Raw genomic sequence first — 18,293 nt, 5'->3', positions numbered from 1 at the left:
GGCGAACCGGCCGGGAGGGGATACGTGTGGGCATGAAAGATCCCCCGGAAAGGCCGCCCATGCAGATCATCGTCAACGGACGCCCGCACGATGTCGATGCTGAGCCGGACATGCCCCTGCTATGGCTGCTGCGCGACGAGTTGGGGCTGCACGGTACGCGCTACGGTTGCGGCATTGCCGCCTGCGGAGCCTGCACGGTGCATCTGGACGGGGAGGCCGTCCCCTCCTGCCAGATCGCCGTGGGGGATGTCGGCGATGCCCGGATCACCACCATCGAAGGGCTGGGGCAGCCCGACGCGCCCCACCCCGTCCAGCAGGCCTGGATAGAGGAGCAGGTGGCCCAGTGCGGATACTGCCAGTCGGGGCAGATCATGCAGGCCGCGTCGCTGCTGGCCCGGACGCCCGATCCGACCGACGCCCAGATCGACGATGCCATGTCCGGCAACCTCTGCCGTTGCGCCTCATATCCCCGCATCCGCGCCGCCATCCGACGTGCGGCGGCGGCGGGCGGCGTCTGATGACGCGTGCCCGAACCGTCGCGCGACGCGGCTTCCTCATCGGGTCAGCGGCCATACTGGGCGGCGTGGCCTTCGGCGTGGTGGCCTGGAAGCGCGACCCGGAAAACCCGCTGCTGGCCCACCTGCCGGAGGGCACCCGGACGCTGAACCCTCACGTCCTCATCGACGCGGCGGGCGTGACCCTCATCACCCCCCGCGCCGACGTCGGCCAAGGTGCGGTGTCGATCCAGACCTACCTGCTGGCGGAGGAGCTGGACGTCGATCCTGCAACGGTGCGGACCGATTTCGGCCCGGCCTCCGCGGCCTATTACAACGCGCGGATCGCGGCGGAGGGGATGCCCTTCGCGGCTTGGGACGACGGATTGACCGCCCGTGCCGCCCGTGGCGCCGGCGATGCCGCGGCGAAGTTCATCGGCCTCCACATCACCGGCGGCTCGACGACCGTGGCGGATGCCTTCGATCGGCTGCGCGCGGCGGGTGCCTCGGCGCGCGAGACGTTGAAACAGGCGGCGGCCGACAGGCTGGGGGTCGAACGGGACGCCCTGCGGACCGAAGACGGCGCCGTCATGCCGCCCGAGGGTCCGCCCATACCCTATGCCGACCTGGCGGAGGATGCGGCGCGCCTGACACCCATCCGGGTCGCCCCCCGCGATCCGGCGAAGTGGCGCTGGCTGGGCCAGCCCGTCCAGCGGACGGACATCGTCGCCAAATCCACGGGCACCTTTCGCTTCGGAACGGATATCGTCCTGCCGGGAATGATCCATGCCACCGTCGTCACGAACCCTGCCATGGGGGGCGGCGTCCGATCTCTCGACGACCGCGCGGCGCGCGCGATGCGGGGGGTGCAGGATGTGCTGCCCGTCGCGGGGGGCTTCGCGGTGCTTGCGGACAACACCTGGCGCGCGATGAGGGCTGCGCGGGCGGTGGCGGTGGACTGGGGCGAGGCACCTGGACGGGCGATGGACACTGACGTCATCCGGCAGGCCCATGCCGACACCTTCACCAGCGACAACCGCGACAGCCGCTTCGCCGACGATGGTGATGTCGATGCCGCCCCGGCCGGGGATGCTGAGGCGGTGCATGCCGAATACCGGGCGCCTTTCCTGCATCACGCCCCGATGGAGCCCGCGAACGCCACCGTCCTGCATGACGACACCGGAACGCAGGTCTGGACGGCGACGCAGGTGCCGGTCTTCCTGCGGGACGCTGTGGCGAAGCTGACGGGGCAGGACGCGGAGCGCGTCACGATCCACAACATCGCTTCCGGCGGCAGCTTCGGGCACAGGCTTGAGTTTCCCTGGGTGTTGCAGGCGGTCGAGGTCGCGATGCAGGTTTCTGGCCGGCCCCTCCGCATGACCTGGTCGCGCGAACAGGACATGACGCACGGCTTCCTGCGGCCGATGGCCGTCGCACGCGGTCAGGGCACGGTGGGCCAGGGCCGCGTCCGCAGCTTCGACCTGTCCATCGCGGCACAGTCCGTTACCGAAAGCCAGATCGGCCGCCTGGGCCTGCCGGCGATCGGTCCCGATGTGACAATCGTGGCCGGCGCCTGGGACGCGCCCTATGCCATCCCGAACCGCAGGGTGACGGGATACCGCGTTCCGGCGATTGTCGGCGTCTCGTCATGGCGATCCGTCGGCGCGTCGCACAACGGCTTTTTCGTCGAGACGCTGATGGACGAGTTGATCCACCGCGCCGGGGCTGACCCGGTCGAGGAGCGCCTGCGCCTGATCCACCACGCGCCTTCGCGCAAGGTGGTCGAGACGGTGGCAGGGATGGCCTCCTGGACCGGACCGGCCCCGCGGCCCGGCATCGGGCGCGGCATCGCCTTCACCTATTCCTTCGGCGTGCCCTGCGCGCAGATCGTCGAGGTTTCGGATACGCCCGACGGACTGCGGATCGACCGCTTGTGGATCGCGGCGGAAGTGGGCCGCATTCTCGACCCCGTGAACCTGGAGGCGCAGTTGTCCGGCGGCGCCCTGTTCGGGATGGGACATGCGATGATGGCCGGGATCACCTTTGACCGCGGCGCCATCGAACAGACCAACTTCCACGACTACGAAAGCCTGCGCCTGCGTCAGGTACCGCAGGTCGAGGTGCGCGCCCTGGGCACCACCGGCGACATCCGCGGCGCGAGCGAGCCCGCCGTGCCGCCCGCCGCACCCGCCCTGGCCAACGCGATCTTCGCCGCCACCGGCACCCGCCTTCGCGAAATGCCGTTCTCGAAAACACTGAGGTTCGCATGACTGATTCCCTCGACCTGTCCTCCGTCGACACCGTGGTCTTCGATCTGGACGGCACCTTGATCGACAGCGCGCCGGGCATCCGCGACGCGGTGGCCGTGATGACGGGCAAGCTGGACCTGCCCGCACCCGACCTGACCACGGTCATCGGCTTCATCGGCCGGGGTGCACCCGCCCTGGTGGAACGGGTGCTGCACTGGGCCGGCGCCGATCCGTCCCTGCGGGACCGGGCGCTCGCGATCCTCCTCGACATCTACGACACCGCGCCCCTGCAGGGCACCACCGCCTATCCCGGCGCGCAGGCGTTGCTGGTCGACCTGCACGGGCGTGGCATGCGGCTGGGCCTTTGCACCAACAAGCCGGCGGGGCCCGCCCGCGCCGTGCTGGATGCGCTCGGCCTCGGGCCGTTCGGCGCCGTCGCGGGCGGCGACAGCCTGCCGCAGCGCAAGCCCGATGCGGCGCCCCTCCTGCATGTGATCTCGGAACTCGGCTCGACGGCAGACCGAACGCTGTATGTCGGCGACTCGATCACCGACTGGCAGACGGCGCAGGCGGCGGGGGTCCGCTATGTCCATGTGGACGGCGGCTATCAGCAGGCGCCGATCCCGGATTTCGCACCGACGTTGCGGCTGGCGCGACTGTCCGATCTCGCAACCAGCCTTTCCGCAGCCTGACCTCCATTTGCAACCGAATCACCCCTATGGCATGCTGCGATCTGACGCACCCTTGCGCGTCCAAGGAGGCCCAACGTGCCCAGACGAAAAGAGCAGATCGCCGCGATGCCCCTCCGCTGGAAGGGCGAGAAGGTCCAGGTCCTGATGATAACCTCCCGCGATACGGGGCGGTGGGTCGTGCCCAAGGGCTGGACCATGAAGGATGTCAAACCCTGGGCCGCCGCCGCGATCGAGGCGTTGGAAGAGGCGGGCGCGAAGGGCCATATCGCGCGCGAGGTCTTCGGCACCTACAGCTATGACAAGATGCTCGACGACGGCACGGCGCAGCCCTGCCGGGTCAGCGTTTATCCGATGATCGTGGACCGGCTTAAAAGCGACTGGAAGGAAAAGGGGCAACGCAAGCGCAAGTGGTTCGCGCTGACCGAGGCCGCCGACCTGGTGGATGAGCCGGAGCTGGCCGAGATGCTGCGCCGTCTGAGCGTCAAGCCCCGCAAGGCGCCGGTGGCGGGACCGTTGCTGCGCAAGGCAGCGTCCTGATCGCCTGACATGAAAAGACCGCGCACATGGACGCGGCCGGCTAAGGAAACAGCCCGCGACAACGCGCCCTAGTGTTCGGGCCGCCGCGGCCGATCGTTCCGCACGGGAATGGGTATGACGTCGGGTTCCGGAGTCAGGGCGCCCAGAAGGTCGGAAAGCCTGTCGGCCACCTTGTCCACCAGTTTCTGGATGGGTCCGCGTTTGCTTGCCATTCGACCTCTCCCTCTACTTCCTTCCAACGTGGCGTGACATATGGGTATCTTCAAGGCAAACGTCGCACTCTCGCGAAAAGTTGCCGTCGGGTCCCACAAAGTTCAGGGTGCCGTTCCGGTGCAGCCCACAACCTCGACCGCCCCCGACGGTCCGATCACGGTGATGCGAACGCGTCCGCGGTCCACCGCGACAGGCCTTCCGTCGGATCTCAGAACCTGCGACCGGGCCTCCAGCCTTCCGCCGCTGCGGCGCACGGTCGCATCCGTCACCCAAACCGCGGGATCGGGCAGTTCGATCACCGCGGTTTCCGTCCCGCCTTGCGGCGGGACGTCCAGCGTAACGGTAAGATCGAGCCCGTCCGCCAGCGGCCGGACCGCACAGCGCGCAGGGACGTCCACCCTGCGCGGCCGATCTCCGAGCGCCGCCTCGATCACCGCATCGGCCGCATCCAGCCGTGCGGAGGCGGGGAGATCGGCTGTGACGCGCACCCGCGCCGGCAGGCAGATGTCGGCACAGACACCGATGTCCAGCGTTCCACGCAACTGCGCCGTGGAGCCGCCATCGACGGCGATCATGAGCGGCAGCACGAAATCGCGGTCGTATCCAATGGAGAGCGCGCCCGTCTGGCCGAATACCCCGGGCGTGGGCCAGGCGGGCGTGACCGAACGGACGTTCCCCGACGCGCGCCAGTCCATCTGGGGCGAGATGCCGGCAGCGCCCGCACTGCGCCAGTAGGTTTTCCACCCGGGCGCAAGGCGGACGCGCAGCGCCGCGACATGGACACCGTCGGCGCGCCGCCAGCCGGGCAGCACCTCTACCGCGATGGCCTGGGACACATCGGTCATCTGGGCACGGGCGATTGGCGCGGACAGGATCAGCGTCAGGCAGAGGAACAGGAATCGGGTCAGGATCGGCATCCGGTCATCCTATGCGACGGGCCCACCGGGCAGAAATCACGGCTGCGGCATGTCGCGGGGTGCAGCGGCACGGCGCAGACGGTCGTTGATGGCGCGGCCCAGCCCCGTCTCGGGCACCGGCGCCACGTCGATCCGATCGGCACCCTTCTCCGCCGCAAGGCTGTCGGCGAGATGAAGCAGGTCGAACAGGCGGGCCGCGGCCTCGATCACGTCGCCGCTCTCGGACAGGGACAGGTCGCCGGACACGGGGCCGAAACCGATCAGCACCGCTTGGCGGTCGCGGGACGTCACGCCCATCCGCAGCGGGCGGGCGGGGGCGTAATGGGATGAGAGCTGACCCGGCGCCTGAACCTTTCCCGGCGTCATGTCACGCGGCAGGGAGCGGCCAAGCGCGGCCTCGATTTCCTCCACGGCCAATCCACCCGCGCGCAACAGCGCCAGCGGCGCGGTCCGCAGGATGGTCGATTCGAGCCCGACGCCGCAGGGGCCGCCGTCGAGCACCGCATCCACACGGTCGCCCAACCCGTCCATCACATGCGCCGCGCGCGTGGCGGAAACGCGACCCGACGGGTTGGCCGAAGGCGCTGCGACCGGACGGCCGACCCGCTGCAGCAGATCACGGGCCAGCGGCGCCGCGGGCACCCGGATCGCCACTGTGTCGAGCCCGGCCGTAACCAGCGGGGACAGCCCGTGCCCTTCGCGCAGCGGCAGAACGAGCGTAAGCGGCCCCGGCCAGAACCGTGCGGCCAGGTCGCGGGCTGTCGCATCCATGACGGCGAGCGCCGCGACCTGATCGGCCCCGGCGACATGCACGATCAGCGGGTTGAACGCGGGCCGCCCCTTGGCCGCGAAGACGCGCGCGACGGCGCGACCGCTGGTGGCATCCGCGCCGAGGCCATAGACCGTCTCGGTGGGAAAGGCGACGAGGGCGCCGTCACGCAGCATTTTCGCCGCCTCTGGCACCTCTGCGGGCGTCAGCAACAGGGCGTGACGCCGTGTCTGGGTTGATGCCATGGGGAAACGGGCCCTAGATTGTCTTCCACGTCACCGCGTTCCTTACACGCCCCCAACCCCGAAGGGGAGGTATCCGATGCCCTATCGCGCGCCCGTCGCAGAACTGCGTTTCGTGCTGGACCATGTCGTCGCCTTCGACCGCGTCGCAGCCACCGAGATGTTCGCCGAGGCCACCCCCGAGACGGTAGACGCCATCCTGTCCGAGGCGGGCCGCATGTCGGAGGAAGTCCTCGCCCCCCTGCAACGTCCGGGCGACCTGCACCCTGCGCATCTGGAGAACGGCGTGGTCCGCACCTCTCCCGGTTTCGCCGAAGGGTTCCGCGCCGTGGCCGACGGCGGCTGGCTCGGCATGTCGGCCGACCCCGAGTTCGGCGGCATGGGCCTGCCCATCACGCTGACCATGGCCGTGAACGAGATGATGGGATCGGCCTGCCTGTCGTTGCAGCTCAACCCCCTGATGACCCAGGGCCAGATCGAGGCGCTGGAAGCGCATGCCTCAGACGAGATGAAGGCGCTCTACATCCCCAAGCTCATCAGCGGCGAATGGTGCGGCACGATGAACCTGACGGAGCCGCAGGCGGGATCGGACGTGGGCGCGCTGCGGACGAAGGCGGTGCCGAACGGCGACGGCAGCTATGCGATTACCGGACAGAAAATCTACATCAGCTGGGGCGACAACGACTTTTCCGCGAACGTCTGCCATCTGGTTCTGGCGCGCCTGCCAGACGGCGCGGAAGGCACGCGGGGCATCAGCCTGTTCATGGTGCCCAAGCGCATCCCCGACGCCGACGGCAACCCCGGCGCGGCCAACGACCTGCGGGTCGTCAGCCTGGAACACAAGATGGGCCTGCACGGCAGCCCGACGGCCGTGATGCAATACGACGGGGCGCAGGGCTGGCTGGTGGGCGAGCCGCACAAGGGCATGGCCGCCATGTTCACGATGATGAACAACGCCCGCCTTGGCGTGGGCGTGCAGGGCCTGTCGGTGGCCGAGGCGGCGATGCAGCACGCCATCGGCTATGCGCTGGAGCGTCGCCAGGGCCGCACACATGAGGGCGACGGCACGATCCTCGACCACGCCGACGTGCGCCGCACGGTCCTGTCGATGAAGGCCGACACCTTCGCGGCGCGGGCCATCGCCTTCGATTGCGCGGTATCGCTCGACATGGCCAAGGCGACGGGCGATGCGGCGTGGCGTGCGCGAGGGGCGTTCCTGACGCCCATCGCCAAGGCCTTCGGTACCGACACCGGCATCAAGGTCGCAGGCGACGGGATCCAGGTGCACGGCGGCATGGGTTTCATCGAGGAGACCGGCGCCGCGCAATACCTGCGCGACGTCCGCGTCACGGCGATCTACGAGGGGACCAATGGCATCCAGGCGATGGATCTGGTCGGGCGCAAGCTCGCAGACGGGGGAGCCGCGGCCTTCGCGCTGCTCGACGAGGTCTCCGCCTTCGACCACTCCGACCTGCGCGGCGCCGCGGACGACCTTCGTGCATTGACCGAATGGATGGTCGCTCAGGAAATGCAGGACAGGTTCGCGGGGGCAGTCTCGTATCTGAACGCCTTCGCCCGCGTTCTGGGTGCGCTCCACCACCTGCGGGCGGCCGAGGCCGACGGGGACCGCGCGCCGCTGGCACGTTTCGCTGTGAACCGGATGCTGCCGGAGGCGCGGGCCGAGATGGCAAAGGCCAGGACCGGGGCGGAGGAACTTTTCGCTGTTTCCAACGGGGTCATCGCGGCCTAGGTCGGCGGGATGGATACCGCACCCCCCGACGCCCTGCCCGATGGCTACGCCGGCCTGACCTTTCCCTGGACGGAGCCGCCCGCCGAGGGCGAGGCGACGGAGGTGGCCGACGGTGTGCTCTGGGCGCGACTGCCGTTGCCCATGGCGCTCGACCACGTCAACGTCTTCTTCCTGCGCGAGGCTCGCGGCTGGGCGATGGTGGACACCGGTTTCGACACCCGCCGAACCCGCGCCATCGTCGAGACGCTGATGGCCGGGCCGTTGCGCGGCGACCCGATCACCCGGCTTCTGGTGACGCACCATCACCCCGATCACGTCGGTCTGGCCGGATGGCTGCAGTCGCAGGGGGCCGAACTTCTGATGACGCGGACGGCCTGGCTGATGGCGCGAATGCTGACGCTCGACGTGCAGGAGGTGCCGCCGCCCGAGACCATCGCGTTCTGCCGCAGGTACGGGATGGACCCGGATGTCCTGGCGCGGCGCGCGACCGAACGTCCCTTCAACTTCGCCGACATCGTGGCTCCCTTGCCGATCGGATACACCCGCATCCGCGCGGGGCAGCAGATCGCCCTGGGTGGCCGCACATGGGCGGTGGCCCAGGGCGACGGGCATGCTCCGGAACATGCGGTCCTTTATGAGGTCGGCTGCGATGGGCTGGTGCTTGGGGGCGATCAGCTTCTGCCCGGTATTTCGCCCAACCTCGGGCTTTATCCGACCGAACCCGATGGCGACCCCGTGGGCGATTGGCTGGCGGCCTGTGACCGGCTGGCGCCGCTTGCTGCGCGGGATCAACTGGTGCTGCCCGGGCACAAGACCCCCTATCGCGGGCTGCCCCAGCGGATGGAGTCGCTGAAACAGAACCACGTCGCGGCGCTCAACCGGCTGCACGCGCATCTGGCCGCGCCGCGCCGGGGGGGCGAGTGTTTCGCGCCCCTGTTCAAGCGGAAGGTGGACGACCGGATGTACGGCCTCGCCTTCTTCGAAGCGATCGCTCACCTGAACCACCTGTGGCTGACGGGGCGCGCCACGCGGACGGAAGGCGATGACGGGGTGTGGATCTGGCGCGCCGCCTGAGCGTCCGGTTGCACCCCGTCGCGGCACCGGTCAAGGTGTGCACATGGACGACATCGCCACATCCGCAGAAGCCATGGAGGCCGAGGCCATCCCCCGCTGCGCCGACCTGCGGGCCGATGGGCGCGACCATGCCGTGCGGGTTCCCGAGGCGTTGGCGAAGCGCCGCCCGAGCGACAGGAGTCCGGCCGAATGGGCCTATCAGCGTGTCATCCTCTACCTGAAGGCCTTCGAGGAGACGCTGGACGACTCGCAGGTCATCGCCATGGCCTTCGCCGGCGGGCCGGCGGGTGTGCTGCGGATCCAGGGCGTCGGGTTTCACGCACCCGACCTCGTGACGTTTTCGGGCATGGACGAGGCGGGGCAGATGGCGCAGGTAATCCAGCACGTGAGCCAGCTCAGCCTGCTTCTGCGCGCCATGAAGAAACCCGCCGACCAGCCCGTGCCCGAGCGCATCGGCTTCCGTCTCGCCCGCGCGCTGGAGGAAGCGGAGGATGCACGCGGCAATGCCGACGCAGCGTCGTGACAGCGGCGGGGAGTTGGGCTAGACGACTGCCGGAACGCGACATTAGCAGGAGGGCCGGGACATGGCCGACGACCACAAACCGGGCAACATGCATGTGACCGAGCAGGAAAAGACCTTCGCCGGTTTCATGACGGTCACCAAATGGGTGACGATCTTCATCATCGCGATCCTCGTCTTCCTCGCCATCTTCCGGACCTGACCACGATGCTGCGTGCGATCGCGCTGTCGCTGCTGCTGCCGTTGCTGGCGGCCTGCGGCGCTGACAACGTCTATGCGCCGATGCAGGAGGTCCAGAGCCGGGCCTACCGGGCCGAAGGTGGCCCGACGCTGACCCTGCTGACGGCGATCAACAACCGGACCGGGTCGGGCGGCCATTCCGCGCTGATGGTATCGGGAAGCCAGCGGGTGATCTTCGATCCCGCAGGGACGTGGTGGCATCCGACCGCGCCCGAACGGGGCGACGTGATCTATGGCATCACCCCGACGATGCTCGACTTCTACATCGACTACCATGCGCGTCCGACCTACCGCGTGGTGAGCCAGGAAATCAGCGTCTCGCCCGAGATCGCGGAGCGTGCGCTGCAATTGGTCGAGGCTCATGGCCCTGCCGCCAAGGCCACCTGCGGACAATCGGTCAGTGGCATCCTGCGGGAACTGGGCTTCGGAAAAGTCCGGCGATCCTGGTATCCCGACCGGATCATGAAGGATTTCGAGACGGTGCAGGGCGTCGTCCGACACGAGATCCGCGACGATACGGTCGACGAATATTCGCCCGGCAAGCCGGCCCTCCGCGCGGTCACGGACGACGGGCTGGTCTACGCGAACTGATCGGCGTGACCCCCTGAACGAAGAACCCCCGGCCACCTTGCGGTCGCCGGGGGTCGATTCCGTGGCTCGGACGAGCGGACGATCTTACATCATCCCTTCGCGCTGAGCCTTCTTGCGAGCGAGCTTACGGGCACGGCGGACGGCCTCGGCCTTCTGGCGTGCTTTCTTCTCGGAGGGCTTCTCGAAATGCTGCTTGAGCTTCATTTCACGGAAGACACCCTCCCGCTGCAACTTCTTCTTCAGGGCGCGGAGCGCCTGATCGACGTTGTTGTCGCGAACGCTGACCTGCATGTGGTTTTCACCACCTTTCTAGGTTGGAGTTGTCCGATAAATCGGTGCAGGAAGTGGTCCTATAGCCACCGTCCCCTATCTTGTCCAGCAGCCCAGCAACGCCCCGGAGGTCCGAATGGATGCCCTGAAAGACCGTATGATCGACGCAGCCCTGCCCCACGTGGCCTTCGACGGCTGGTCGGCCGCGACCTTCCGCAAGGCGGTCGAGGACGCCCATGTCACACCGGCACAGGGCCGCGCGGCCTTCCCGCGCGGGGCCATCGACCTCGCCCTGGCCTTCCACCGGCGAGGCGACGCCGAGATGGTGCAACGGTTGCGGGGGGGCGATCTGACCGACATGCGGTTCCGTGACCGGATCGCCCATGCGGTCCGCCTGCGGCTCGAAATCGCGGGCGACAACCGCGAGGCGGTTCGCCGTGGCATCACATTGTTTGCGCTGCCGATCCATGCGGCGGACGGGGCGGCGGCGGTCTGGGGCACGGCGGATGCGATCTGGGATGCCTTGGGCGATACCTCGCAGGATGTGAACTGGTACACCAAGCGGGCGACGCTGGCGGGCGTCTATTCTTCCACCGTGCTCTACTGGCTGGGCGACCAGACAGAGGGGCACAGCGCGACCTGGGATTTTCTCGACCGCCGGATCGACGACGTCATGCAGATCGAGAAGATGAAGGCGCAGGTGCGCAAGTCGCCCATCCTGTCAAGCCTCATGGCGGGGCCGAACATGATCCTGAACCAGATCAGGGCGCCGATCCGCCCGCCGCGCGGCGATCTTCCCGGCATCTGGCGCGACCCGTCCTGAGACGTCCGGGGCTTGCCCGTCGTTGGCGCAGGCCCTAGCCCTTGGGCATGGATACGTCGCCCGATCTTTTCCCCGCCGGTCCGTTCTCCGAGACCGAGCGTGCCGCCGTGTATCGCGCGATTCACACCCGGCGCGACGTGCGCGGTCAGTTCCTCCCCGATCCGATTGCTTTGGACGTCCTGCATCGCATCCTCGAGGCGGCCCATCACGCGCCATCCGTCGGGCTGATGCAGCCGTGGAACTTCGTCGTGGTCCGTGACGCGGCGGTGAAGGCGGAGGTCGCCCGCGCCTTCGACACTGCCAACCGGGAGGCGGCGGAGATGTTTCCGCCGAGGCGGCGCGCGCTCTATTCCTCGCTCAAGCTCGAAGGAATCGAGCAGGCGCCGCTCAACCTCCTCGTGACCTGCGACCGGAGCCGGGGCGGCAAGGTGGTGCTGGGCCGAACCCACGACCGCGACATGGATCTTCATTCGACGGTCTGCGCGGTACAGAACCTTTGGCTGGCCGCGCGGGCCGAAGGAATCGGCGTGGGTTGGGTCAGCATCTTCCGTGACGGTGACCTGCGCCGCATCTTCGGATTTCCCGATCACGTCGTGCCGGTCGCCTATCTCTGCCTCGGCCATGTCGCCGAACTCCATTCCGAACCGGAACTGCAGGTCCGGGGCTGGGCCCGTCGCCTGCCGCTGGACGACCTGATCTTCGCGGACCGCTGGGGCGTCCCCGCCGGCGCCGCAGCCTCCACCTGAAAGGACAGAAGATGCCCGAGACGATGCGCGTGATCGAGATCAGCAAACCTGGGGGGCCGGAGGTCCTGACCCTGGCCGAGCGGCCCATCCCCGAACCCGGCCCCGGCGAGATCCTGATCGCGGTGGACCATGCGGGCGTGAACCGGCCCGACGTCGCGCAACGTGCCGGCACCTACGACCCGCCGAAGGACGCGAGCGACCTGCCCGGCCTTGAATGTTCCGGCACGGTCAAGGCGACCGGTCCCGACGTCAGCCGCTGGCATGCGGGCGACCGCGTCTGCGCTCTGCTGCCGGGCGGGGGCTATGCCGAATACGCCATCTGCCCCGCCGACCATGCCCTGCGCGTGCCGGACGGGTTGGACATGGTGCAGGCGGCTGCCCTGCCCGAGACCTATTTCACCGTCTGGACCAACGTCTTCGACCGCGGGGGCCTGAAGGCGGGCGAGAGGTTCCTCGTCCATGGCGGCACCAGCGGCATTGGCACCACGGCGATCCAGCTTGCCGATGCACTGGGCGCACGGGTCTTCGCCACGGCCGGATCGGACGAGAAGGTGGCGATCTGCGAAAAGCTGGGCGCCACGGGCATCAACTATCGCACTGTGGCATGGGAGGACGTGCTGCGCGACGCGGGCGGGGCGAACCTAGTCCTCGACATGGTGGGGGGCGATTACATTCCGCGCGACCTGAAGGCGCTGGCGGACGACGGGCGGCTTGTCCTGATCGCGGCGCAGGGTGGGCCGAAGGCCGAGGTGAACTTCGCGCAGGTGATGGTGCGCCGCCTGACCATCACCGGCTCGACCCTGCGCCCCCGAAGCGTGCTGGACAAGGCGCGCATGGCCGAAAGCCTGCGGTCGAAGGTCTGGCCGCTGCTCGATGCCGGTCGGGTCGCGCCGGTGATGGATCGCGTGTTCGACCTTGCCGATGCCGCGAAGGCCCACGAGCGGATGGAGGCAGGGGACCACATCGGCAAGATCGTCCTCAAGGTCCGCTGACGGGCGCTGGACAGCCGGAGGAAAAGTGCATCAGATGCGGCCATGAATCTCGACGTCACACATCCCGCCCTGTCGGATCTGCGCGACCGGGCCCGGCGACGCATGCCGCATTTCGCCTTCGAATACCTCGACAGCGGGACGGGCCGCGAACAGGGGCTGGCCCACAACCGTGCCGCGCTTGACGCGGTGCGGTTCAAGCCCGCGATCCTGCGGGGCGAACTGACCCCCGACCTGTCGCGCACGACGCTGGGGTTCAGCCATCCCGTGCCCTTCGGCATCGCCCCCGTGGGGCTGGCCGGCGTTCTCTGGCCCGATGCGGAGCGTCACCTTGCCGAAGCGGCCGCCCGCCACCGCATCCCCTACGGCCAGAGCACCGTGGCCGCCGCCCTGCCCGAGGATACCGGTCCCATCGTGGGCGATCTGGGCTGGTTCCAGCATTACCCGGTCAACGACCCCGAGATCCGCCGCGACATGCTGGCGCGGATCAAGGCGTCCGGCTGGCGCGTGCTGGTGGTGACGGTGGACGTGCCGGGCGAATCGCGGCGCGAACGGCAGCGCCGGGCGCAGGTGTCGATGCCGCCGGTGATGACCCCGCGCATCCTCGCCTCCATCGCCACATCGCCCGCCTGGGCCATGGGCATGGCGCGCAAGGGGATGCCGACGATGGCCTTCCCGGCCTCCTACGGGCCGCAATCCACGGGTGCAGACAGCTTCACCCATGCCGGGCGCCTGATACGGACCTATCCCGACGACGCCTACATCGAAGCCCTGCGCGCCGAATGGGACGGCCCCTTGGTGGTCAAGGGCGTGCAGGATCCCGACGATGCCGACCGCCTGATCGGGATGGGCGTGGACGCGATCTGGGTCTCGAACCATTCGGGACGCCAGTTCGAAGGCGGACCGGCCGCGCTCGATGCGCTGCCGCCGGTGGTGGACCGCGTGGCCGGCCGGGTGCCGGTCTATTTCTGCTCCGGCATTTCGGGCGGGCTCGACATCTTGCGCGCGCTGGCCTTGGGCGCCGACTTCGTGTTCCTTGGCAAGGCCTGGTATTTCGCGTTGGCCGCCTTCGGGCCGCGGGGTGTCGACCATCTGGTCCACATCCTGAAAGCGGACATGGAATGCAACATGACCCAGATCGGCGCGCGGAGCCTGGACGATCTGCCGTCCCGCCTGATCCGCCAGCGCCCTGCCGGACCCGTCAGGACATAAGGTTGGGCGTGCATTCGACCTGCGAAGGGTCCGAGGGTTCGATCATCTGAAGCTCGCCCGTGCCGACTGAGCGATAGCCGATGTCGTCGCCATCCCGGAATGGCAGCCAGCAGTGATCGACGTCGATTCCGTCGTCATAGCGAAAGCAGATCTGCTCGGCCGTCAAGATCACGCGGCCGATAACGCAGAACCCGTCGCTGCCGCGCCAGCGGGATTTGTCCCGCGTCAGGAATTGCTCGTGACCGACGACCTGACCGGACAGGGGGTTCACGAAGGCCATCGTCCGACCGACCAACTCGTCCATCAGGACCTCGGGCGTGATCGCGACAGGCTCCGCCCCTGCCGGGGCCCGCGCTGGCGAGGATCGCCACGGTCAGGGCGCGGATCATGGCCGTCAGATCTGCTTTTCGGGCATCTGAACGCGCAGGCCGTCGAGCGCGTCCGTCACCTTGATCTGGCAGGTCAGGCGGGAGCGGACGGGATCCGGCTCATAGGCGAAATCGAGCATGTCCTCCTCCATCGCATCCCGCGCAGGCAGCTTCTCGACCCAATCGGCATCGACATAGACGTGGCAGGTGGAGCAGGCGCAGGCGCCGCCGCAGTCCGCCTCGATGCCCGGAATGTTGTTGTCGCGCGCGCCTTCCATGACCGTGAGCCCGGTGGGGACGTCGACGACGTGTTCCTTGCCGCCATGTTCGATGTAGGTGATCCTGGCCATGTTGCCCCCGCTTGCGTCTGTTCGGACCGGGTTATCCGCGCGTCGGCGCGCGTGCAACAATTGCCGTGCCGTTACGGCCCGTCAGGGCGGGGTGGATGCAGGGACCGTTTGTCGCGGCGGGCCGCCTGCGCTAACCATCGGGCGCGCGCGACAGCGGGTCGCGCTGAACCGTCGAGACCCATGATCCGTTTCCTTCCCCCCCTGCTTCTTGTCGCCTGTAACGCGGCGGACCCAACTGCGCCCCTGACCGACGGTGAGAAGCCGCCTGTCGCCCGCCCCGGCGAATGCTATGTCAGGACAGGGGAGGATGCCGCGACCGATGATGACAGCGACGTGATCTGGTTCGAAGTGCCTTGCGCCTTGCAGGACCGCGACCCCGTTTTCATCGCGCAGGTCCAGAGGGCCCTTGCGGTCCGCGACTTCTATGACGGGCCGGTGGACGGACTTTACGGCTCGGACACCAAGGCCGCGGTCGCCGGGTTTCAAAGGACCGGAGGCTTCGACAATGAAACCCTGTCGATGGACGCGGCCAAGGCCCTGGGACTGATCGCGCTCGGACGGGACGGCGTGTGATCTGGACCGGCGGCCGCCTGATTGCCATCGACTGGTTGCGGGGCCTGGCCTTTCTGGCGATGGCCGTCTTTCATTTCGGCCGCGACTTCGAGGTTCTGGGCCTCGTGCCGCCCGGCACGACCTTTGGGGGCGGCTGGAATTTCTCGGCTCGCGCCATCGCGTCGTCCTTCATCTTTCTTGCCGGCCTGTCCCTCTGGCTGGCCAACGGCCGCAGGATGCGCTGGCCGTCCTATGCGAAGCGGCTGGGGCTTCTGATCGCGGCCGCGGCCGGGGTCAGCGTTGCAACCTATGTCGCCGTGCCGGGCGCCTGGGTGCGGTTCGGCATCCTCCATTCCATCGCGCTGTCGTCCCTCATCGGGCTCCTGTTCCTGCGCGCGCCTTGGGGGATGACGGCACTGGCGGCGGCGCTGGTCCTGTTCGCGGCTCCCTCCCTGCGGTCCGAGGCGCTCAATTCGCATTGGCTACTATGGCTCGGCCTGGGCACCAGCATACCCACCATGATGGACTGGGAGCCCATGGTGCCGTGGCTCGCGCCCTTCCTTGCTGGGCTGGCATTCGGGCAGGCAGGGGGCGCGCGGCTTCTGGCCTGGGGTCCAGACAAGCCGGGGCCTCTGGCGCAAGCGGCGGCCTGGCCGGGGCGCCACGCGCTCAGCCTCTACCTGATCCATCAGCCCGTGCTGATCGCCATCATTTTCGCGGGCGCCTGGGTCTGGCAACGAGTCTGAACGAAAACGGGCGCCCGAAGGCGCCCGTTGAGATCGTTCGATCCAGTCGGATCATTCCTCGTCGAGCGGAAGCGCCACGAAGCGGGCGTCCTCACCGCGACGGATGAGCAGCAGGAAGGACTTCTGGCCAGCGTCACGAGCCTCCTCGAGCCGCTCCTCGAAACCGGCGACCGAAGTGACCGAGACCTGGCCCGCCTCCTCGATCACGTCGCCTGGCCGCAGACCCTTGTCGAAGGCCTCCGACTCCGGATCGACGTCCGTCACGACCAGACCGGAGGCCGCGTCGTCGAGGCCGAGTTCCGCCCGCAAATCGTCCGTCAGGGTTGACACGGTCAGGCCCATCAGCTCCATCTCCGACGGGGTCTCGACGCCCGACATCGACGCGGGCACCGTCCGCTCCGGGTCTTCGCGGCGACCGAGCGTGACGAGCAGGGTCTTGGTTTCGCCGTCCCGGAAGACGACGAGCCGGACCGCACTGTCGATGGGCGCATTGCCGACGGTCCGCACGAGTTGCCGGGTGTCGGTGATCTCGGTGCCGTCGAACGTCAGGATGACGTCGCGCGCCTCGACACCCGCTTCCTTCGCCGGCCCCTCGGGCACGTCTGTCACCAGCGCACCGCGCGCTTCCTCCAGCCCCAGGGCATCTGCCAGCGTCTCATCCACGTCCTGGATGCGCACGCCGAGCCAGCCGCGACGGGTCTCGCCGAACTCCTGAAGCTGATCGACGACGCGCTTGACCACGTTCGACGACATGGCGAAACCGATGCCGATCGACCCGCCGTTGGGCGACAGAATCGCGGTATTCACGCCGATGACCTCTCCATCCATGTTGAACAGCGGGCCGCCCGAGTTGCCGCGGTTGATGGCCGCATCGGTCTGGATGTAGTCGTCGTAGGCGCCCTGAAGCTCCCGCTCGCGGGCCGACACGATGCCGGAGCTGACGGAGAACCCCTGGCCCAGCGGGTTGCCCATGGCCATGACCCAGTCACCCGTCCGCATCGCATTGCTGTCGCCGAAGGGCACGAAGGCCAGCGCCTCGGGTGCATCGACCTTAAGCAGGGCGATATCGGTGTTCGGGTCGGTTCCGATGAGTTCGGCGGGCAGATCCTCGCCCGAATAGAACTCGATCATGATCTCGTCCGCGTTCTCGATCACGTGGTTGTTGGTGACGATGTAGCCGTCTTCGCTGATGACGAAGCCAGACCCCAGGGCGCTGCCCTGACGCGACCGGGGCGGCACCGGCAGCTCTTGGCCGTCGGGACCCCGACGACGGAACTCCTCGAAGAAATCCTCGAGCGGGTTGCCGCTGTTGGGTCCGCGCTCGGCGGCCGTGATGGTGGTGTTGGTGGTGATGTTGACCACCGAGTTGGCGACCTGATCGACTAGGTCGGCAAAGGTGTCCGGCGCGCGCTGCGCCGCGGCGGCAAGACTGGTCGCGACGAGCATCGCCAGTCCGAGCACGACGGCCGTGAGGGCGCGGAAGACGGCCCCGACGGGTCGCTGCGGGATGGTGTCGGTAAGCAAGGGGTTCCTCCTGAGATACCTTTTTCGAGCCGGAGACGCGGGCCTACGGGTCCGTGGCATATCCGCACCACTCCGTCAGGATTCAATGCACGTCCATTCACATGGGTGTGACACCGCACTGCCTCAACCCTAGCGCCTGTCCCTCGGCGCGCCAAGGGCCGGACGGGACGCAAAAAGGCCGCCCTAGGGGCCAGCCCCTGACGGTAAATATTGATGGCTCGGTTGCTTTGTTCGAAGGTGAGATGAGCCTAAGTCCTTCTGGCAAGGTGGTCAGGCTGAAAGGGCTGATCAACAAGACCGCATAGCACTAACCGCTGGTGTCTTGATCCACGCCAGCATGGGGTAGATAGCGACAAAGCTCTCCTGAAAATGTGCGGGGGTGCCACTTCGATAGCGAGGTGGCACCCCCTTATACTTAGACCCTC

22 protein-coding genes are annotated in these 18,293 nt (G+C 68.2%); 15 read left to right on the top strand and 7 right to left on the bottom strand.

The features are described 5' to 3' along the window. The first annotated feature begins 59 nt into the window (after positions 1-59). The 4 genes from JAN5088_RS04955 (at position 60) to JAN5088_RS04940 (ending at position 3,972) form a co-directional block, all read left to right on the top strand. Positions 60-518 (top strand): (2Fe-2S)-binding protein, encoded by a 459-nt coding sequence (locus tag JAN5088_RS04955; protein ID WP_055681716.1) that lies wholly within the window; start codon positions 60-62, stop codon positions 516-518. Continuing rightward, positions 518-2,764, top strand: coding sequence for a xanthine dehydrogenase family protein molybdopterin-binding subunit (locus JAN5088_RS04950; RefSeq protein WP_055681715.1), 2,247 nt, complete (start codon positions 518-520; stop codon positions 2,762-2,764). Before JAN5088_RS04955 ends, JAN5088_RS04950 begins: the two co-directional genes overlap by 1 nt. After that, complete coding sequence (gph, locus tag JAN5088_RS04945; protein ID WP_055681714.1) at positions 2,761-3,435, top strand: phosphoglycolate phosphatase; 675 nt, start codon at positions 2,761-2,763, stop codon at positions 3,433-3,435. Before JAN5088_RS04950 ends, gph begins: the two co-directional genes overlap by 4 nt. Before the next feature lie 75 nt (positions 3,436-3,510). Further along, positions 3,511-3,972: an NUDIX hydrolase gene (locus JAN5088_RS04940; protein ID WP_233489720.1), complete on the top strand. Its 462-nt coding sequence runs from the start codon at positions 3,511-3,513 to the stop codon at positions 3,970-3,972. A gap of 68 nt (positions 3,973-4,040) precedes the next feature. Here the strand turns inward: JAN5088_RS04940 and JAN5088_RS18865 are convergent, their stop codons facing one another. The 3 genes from JAN5088_RS18865 to JAN5088_RS04930 all read right to left on the bottom strand — a co-directional run bounded on the left by JAN5088_RS18865 (position 4,041) and on the right by JAN5088_RS04930 (position 6,116). After that, the gene (locus JAN5088_RS18865; RefSeq protein ID WP_158448469.1) at positions 4,041-4,184 is read right to left on the bottom strand and encodes a hypothetical protein; all 144 of its coding nucleotides are present in this window, start codon (positions 4,182-4,184) and stop codon (positions 4,041-4,043) included. A gap of 102 nt (positions 4,185-4,286) precedes the next feature. After that, complete coding sequence (locus JAN5088_RS04935; protein WP_055681712.1) at positions 4,287-5,102, bottom strand: protein-disulfide reductase DsbD domain-containing protein; 816 nt, start codon at positions 5,100-5,102, stop codon at positions 4,287-4,289. Between the two features lie 36 nt (positions 5,103-5,138). After that, the gene (locus tag JAN5088_RS04930; RefSeq protein WP_055681711.1) at positions 5,139-6,116 is read right to left on the bottom strand and encodes an L-threonylcarbamoyladenylate synthase; all 978 of its coding nucleotides are present in this window, start codon (positions 6,114-6,116) and stop codon (positions 5,139-5,141) included. Between the two features lie 76 nt (positions 6,117-6,192). Between JAN5088_RS04930 and JAN5088_RS04925 the strand changes: the two genes are divergently transcribed. The 5 genes from JAN5088_RS04925 to JAN5088_RS04905 all read left to right on the top strand — a co-directional run bounded on the left by JAN5088_RS04925 (position 6,193) and on the right by JAN5088_RS04905 (position 10,288). Continuing rightward, positions 6,193-7,863, top strand: a complete 1,671-nt coding sequence (locus tag JAN5088_RS04925) for an acyl-CoA dehydrogenase (protein WP_055681710.1) — start codon at positions 6,193-6,195, stop codon at positions 7,861-7,863. Between the two features lie 9 nt (positions 7,864-7,872). Beyond that, positions 7,873-8,937 carry an MBL fold metallo-hydrolase gene (locus JAN5088_RS04920; RefSeq protein ID WP_055681709.1) on the top strand — a complete coding sequence of 355 codons (1,065 nt, stop codon included), beginning with the start codon at positions 7,873-7,875 and terminating at the stop codon, positions 8,935-8,937. A 43-nt stretch (positions 8,938-8,980) separates the two neighbouring features. Next, positions 8,981-9,460, top strand: a complete 480-nt coding sequence (locus JAN5088_RS04915; RefSeq protein ID WP_055681708.1) for a hypothetical protein — start codon at positions 8,981-8,983, stop codon at positions 9,458-9,460. Positions 9,461-9,521: 61 nt separating this feature from the next. Beyond that, positions 9,522-9,659 carry an aa3-type cytochrome c oxidase subunit IV gene (locus JAN5088_RS04910; protein WP_055681707.1) on the top strand — a complete coding sequence of 46 codons (138 nt, stop codon included), beginning with the start codon at positions 9,522-9,524 and terminating at the stop codon, positions 9,657-9,659. Positions 9,660-9,664: 5 nt separating this feature from the next. Then, positions 9,665-10,288 (top strand): hypothetical protein, encoded by a 624-nt coding sequence (locus JAN5088_RS04905; RefSeq protein ID WP_055681706.1) that lies wholly within the window; start codon positions 9,665-9,667, stop codon positions 10,286-10,288. Positions 10,289-10,372: 84 nt separating this feature from the next. On the opposite strand, the gene rpsU is transcribed toward JAN5088_RS04905, so the two are convergent. Beyond that, positions 10,373-10,579: a 30S ribosomal protein S21 gene (gene rpsU / locus JAN5088_RS04900; RefSeq protein ID WP_055082236.1), complete on the bottom strand. Its 207-nt coding sequence runs from the start codon at positions 10,577-10,579 to the stop codon at positions 10,373-10,375. A 115-nt stretch (positions 10,580-10,694) separates the two neighbouring features. Between rpsU and JAN5088_RS04895 the strand changes: the two genes are divergently transcribed. From JAN5088_RS04895 to JAN5088_RS04880, 4 genes are read left to right on the top strand one after another with little or no spacing between them, the layout of a single operon-like run. Next, positions 10,695-11,381: a COQ9 family protein gene (locus JAN5088_RS04895; protein ID WP_055681705.1), complete on the top strand. Its 687-nt coding sequence runs from the start codon at positions 10,695-10,697 to the stop codon at positions 11,379-11,381. A gap of 47 nt (positions 11,382-11,428) precedes the next feature. After that, positions 11,429-12,127, top strand: a complete 699-nt coding sequence (bluB, locus tag JAN5088_RS04890; RefSeq protein ID WP_055681704.1) for a 5,6-dimethylbenzimidazole synthase — start codon at positions 11,429-11,431, stop codon at positions 12,125-12,127. Between the two features lie 11 nt (positions 12,128-12,138). Continuing rightward, positions 12,139-13,119, top strand: coding sequence for an NAD(P)H-quinone oxidoreductase (locus tag JAN5088_RS04885; RefSeq protein ID WP_055681703.1), 981 nt, complete (start codon positions 12,139-12,141; stop codon positions 13,117-13,119). 42 nt (positions 13,120-13,161) lie between these two features. Beyond that, positions 13,162-14,328, top strand: coding sequence for an alpha-hydroxy acid oxidase (locus tag JAN5088_RS04880; RefSeq protein ID WP_055681702.1), 1,167 nt, complete (start codon positions 13,162-13,164; stop codon positions 14,326-14,328). On the opposite strand, the gene JAN5088_RS04875 is transcribed toward JAN5088_RS04880, so the two are convergent. Both JAN5088_RS04875 and JAN5088_RS04870 read right to left on the bottom strand, forming a co-directional pair. Continuing rightward, entirely contained in the window at positions 14,318-14,632 is a 315-nt protein-coding gene (locus JAN5088_RS04875; RefSeq protein WP_055681701.1) for a hypothetical protein, read from the bottom strand. The genes JAN5088_RS04880 and JAN5088_RS04875 overlap by 11 nt on opposite strands. 90 nt (positions 14,633-14,722) lie before the next feature. Beyond that, positions 14,723-15,046, bottom strand: coding sequence for a 2Fe-2S iron-sulfur cluster-binding protein (locus JAN5088_RS04870; protein WP_055681700.1), 324 nt, complete (start codon positions 15,044-15,046; stop codon positions 14,723-14,725). Positions 15,047-15,226: 180 nt separating this feature from the next. Between JAN5088_RS04870 and JAN5088_RS18860 the strand changes: the two genes are divergently transcribed. Both JAN5088_RS18860 and JAN5088_RS04860 read left to right on the top strand, forming a co-directional pair. Continuing rightward, complete coding sequence (locus tag JAN5088_RS18860; protein WP_055681699.1) at positions 15,227-15,619, top strand: peptidoglycan-binding domain-containing protein; 393 nt, start codon at positions 15,227-15,229, stop codon at positions 15,617-15,619. Next, positions 15,616-16,344 (top strand): heparan-alpha-glucosaminide N-acetyltransferase, encoded by a 729-nt coding sequence (locus JAN5088_RS04860; protein WP_055681698.1) that lies wholly within the window; start codon positions 15,616-15,618, stop codon positions 16,342-16,344. Before JAN5088_RS18860 ends, JAN5088_RS04860 begins: the two co-directional genes overlap by 4 nt. Before the next feature lie 51 nt (positions 16,345-16,395). On the opposite strand, the gene JAN5088_RS04855 is transcribed toward JAN5088_RS04860, so the two are convergent. Then, positions 16,396-17,790, bottom strand: a complete 1,395-nt coding sequence (locus JAN5088_RS04855; RefSeq protein WP_233489726.1) for a Do family serine endopeptidase — start codon at positions 17,788-17,790, stop codon at positions 16,396-16,398. Positions 17,791-18,293: the final 503 nt, after the last annotated feature.

Origin of the sequence: Jannaschia rubra (assembly GCF_001403735.1) — a bacterium.
Taxonomy (GTDB): Bacteria; Pseudomonadota; Alphaproteobacteria; order Rhodobacterales; family Rhodobacteraceae; genus Jannaschia; species Jannaschia rubra.
The sequence above is the reverse complement of the archived record's forward strand: the minus strand, read 5'-3'. Positions and strand labels throughout refer to the sequence as shown.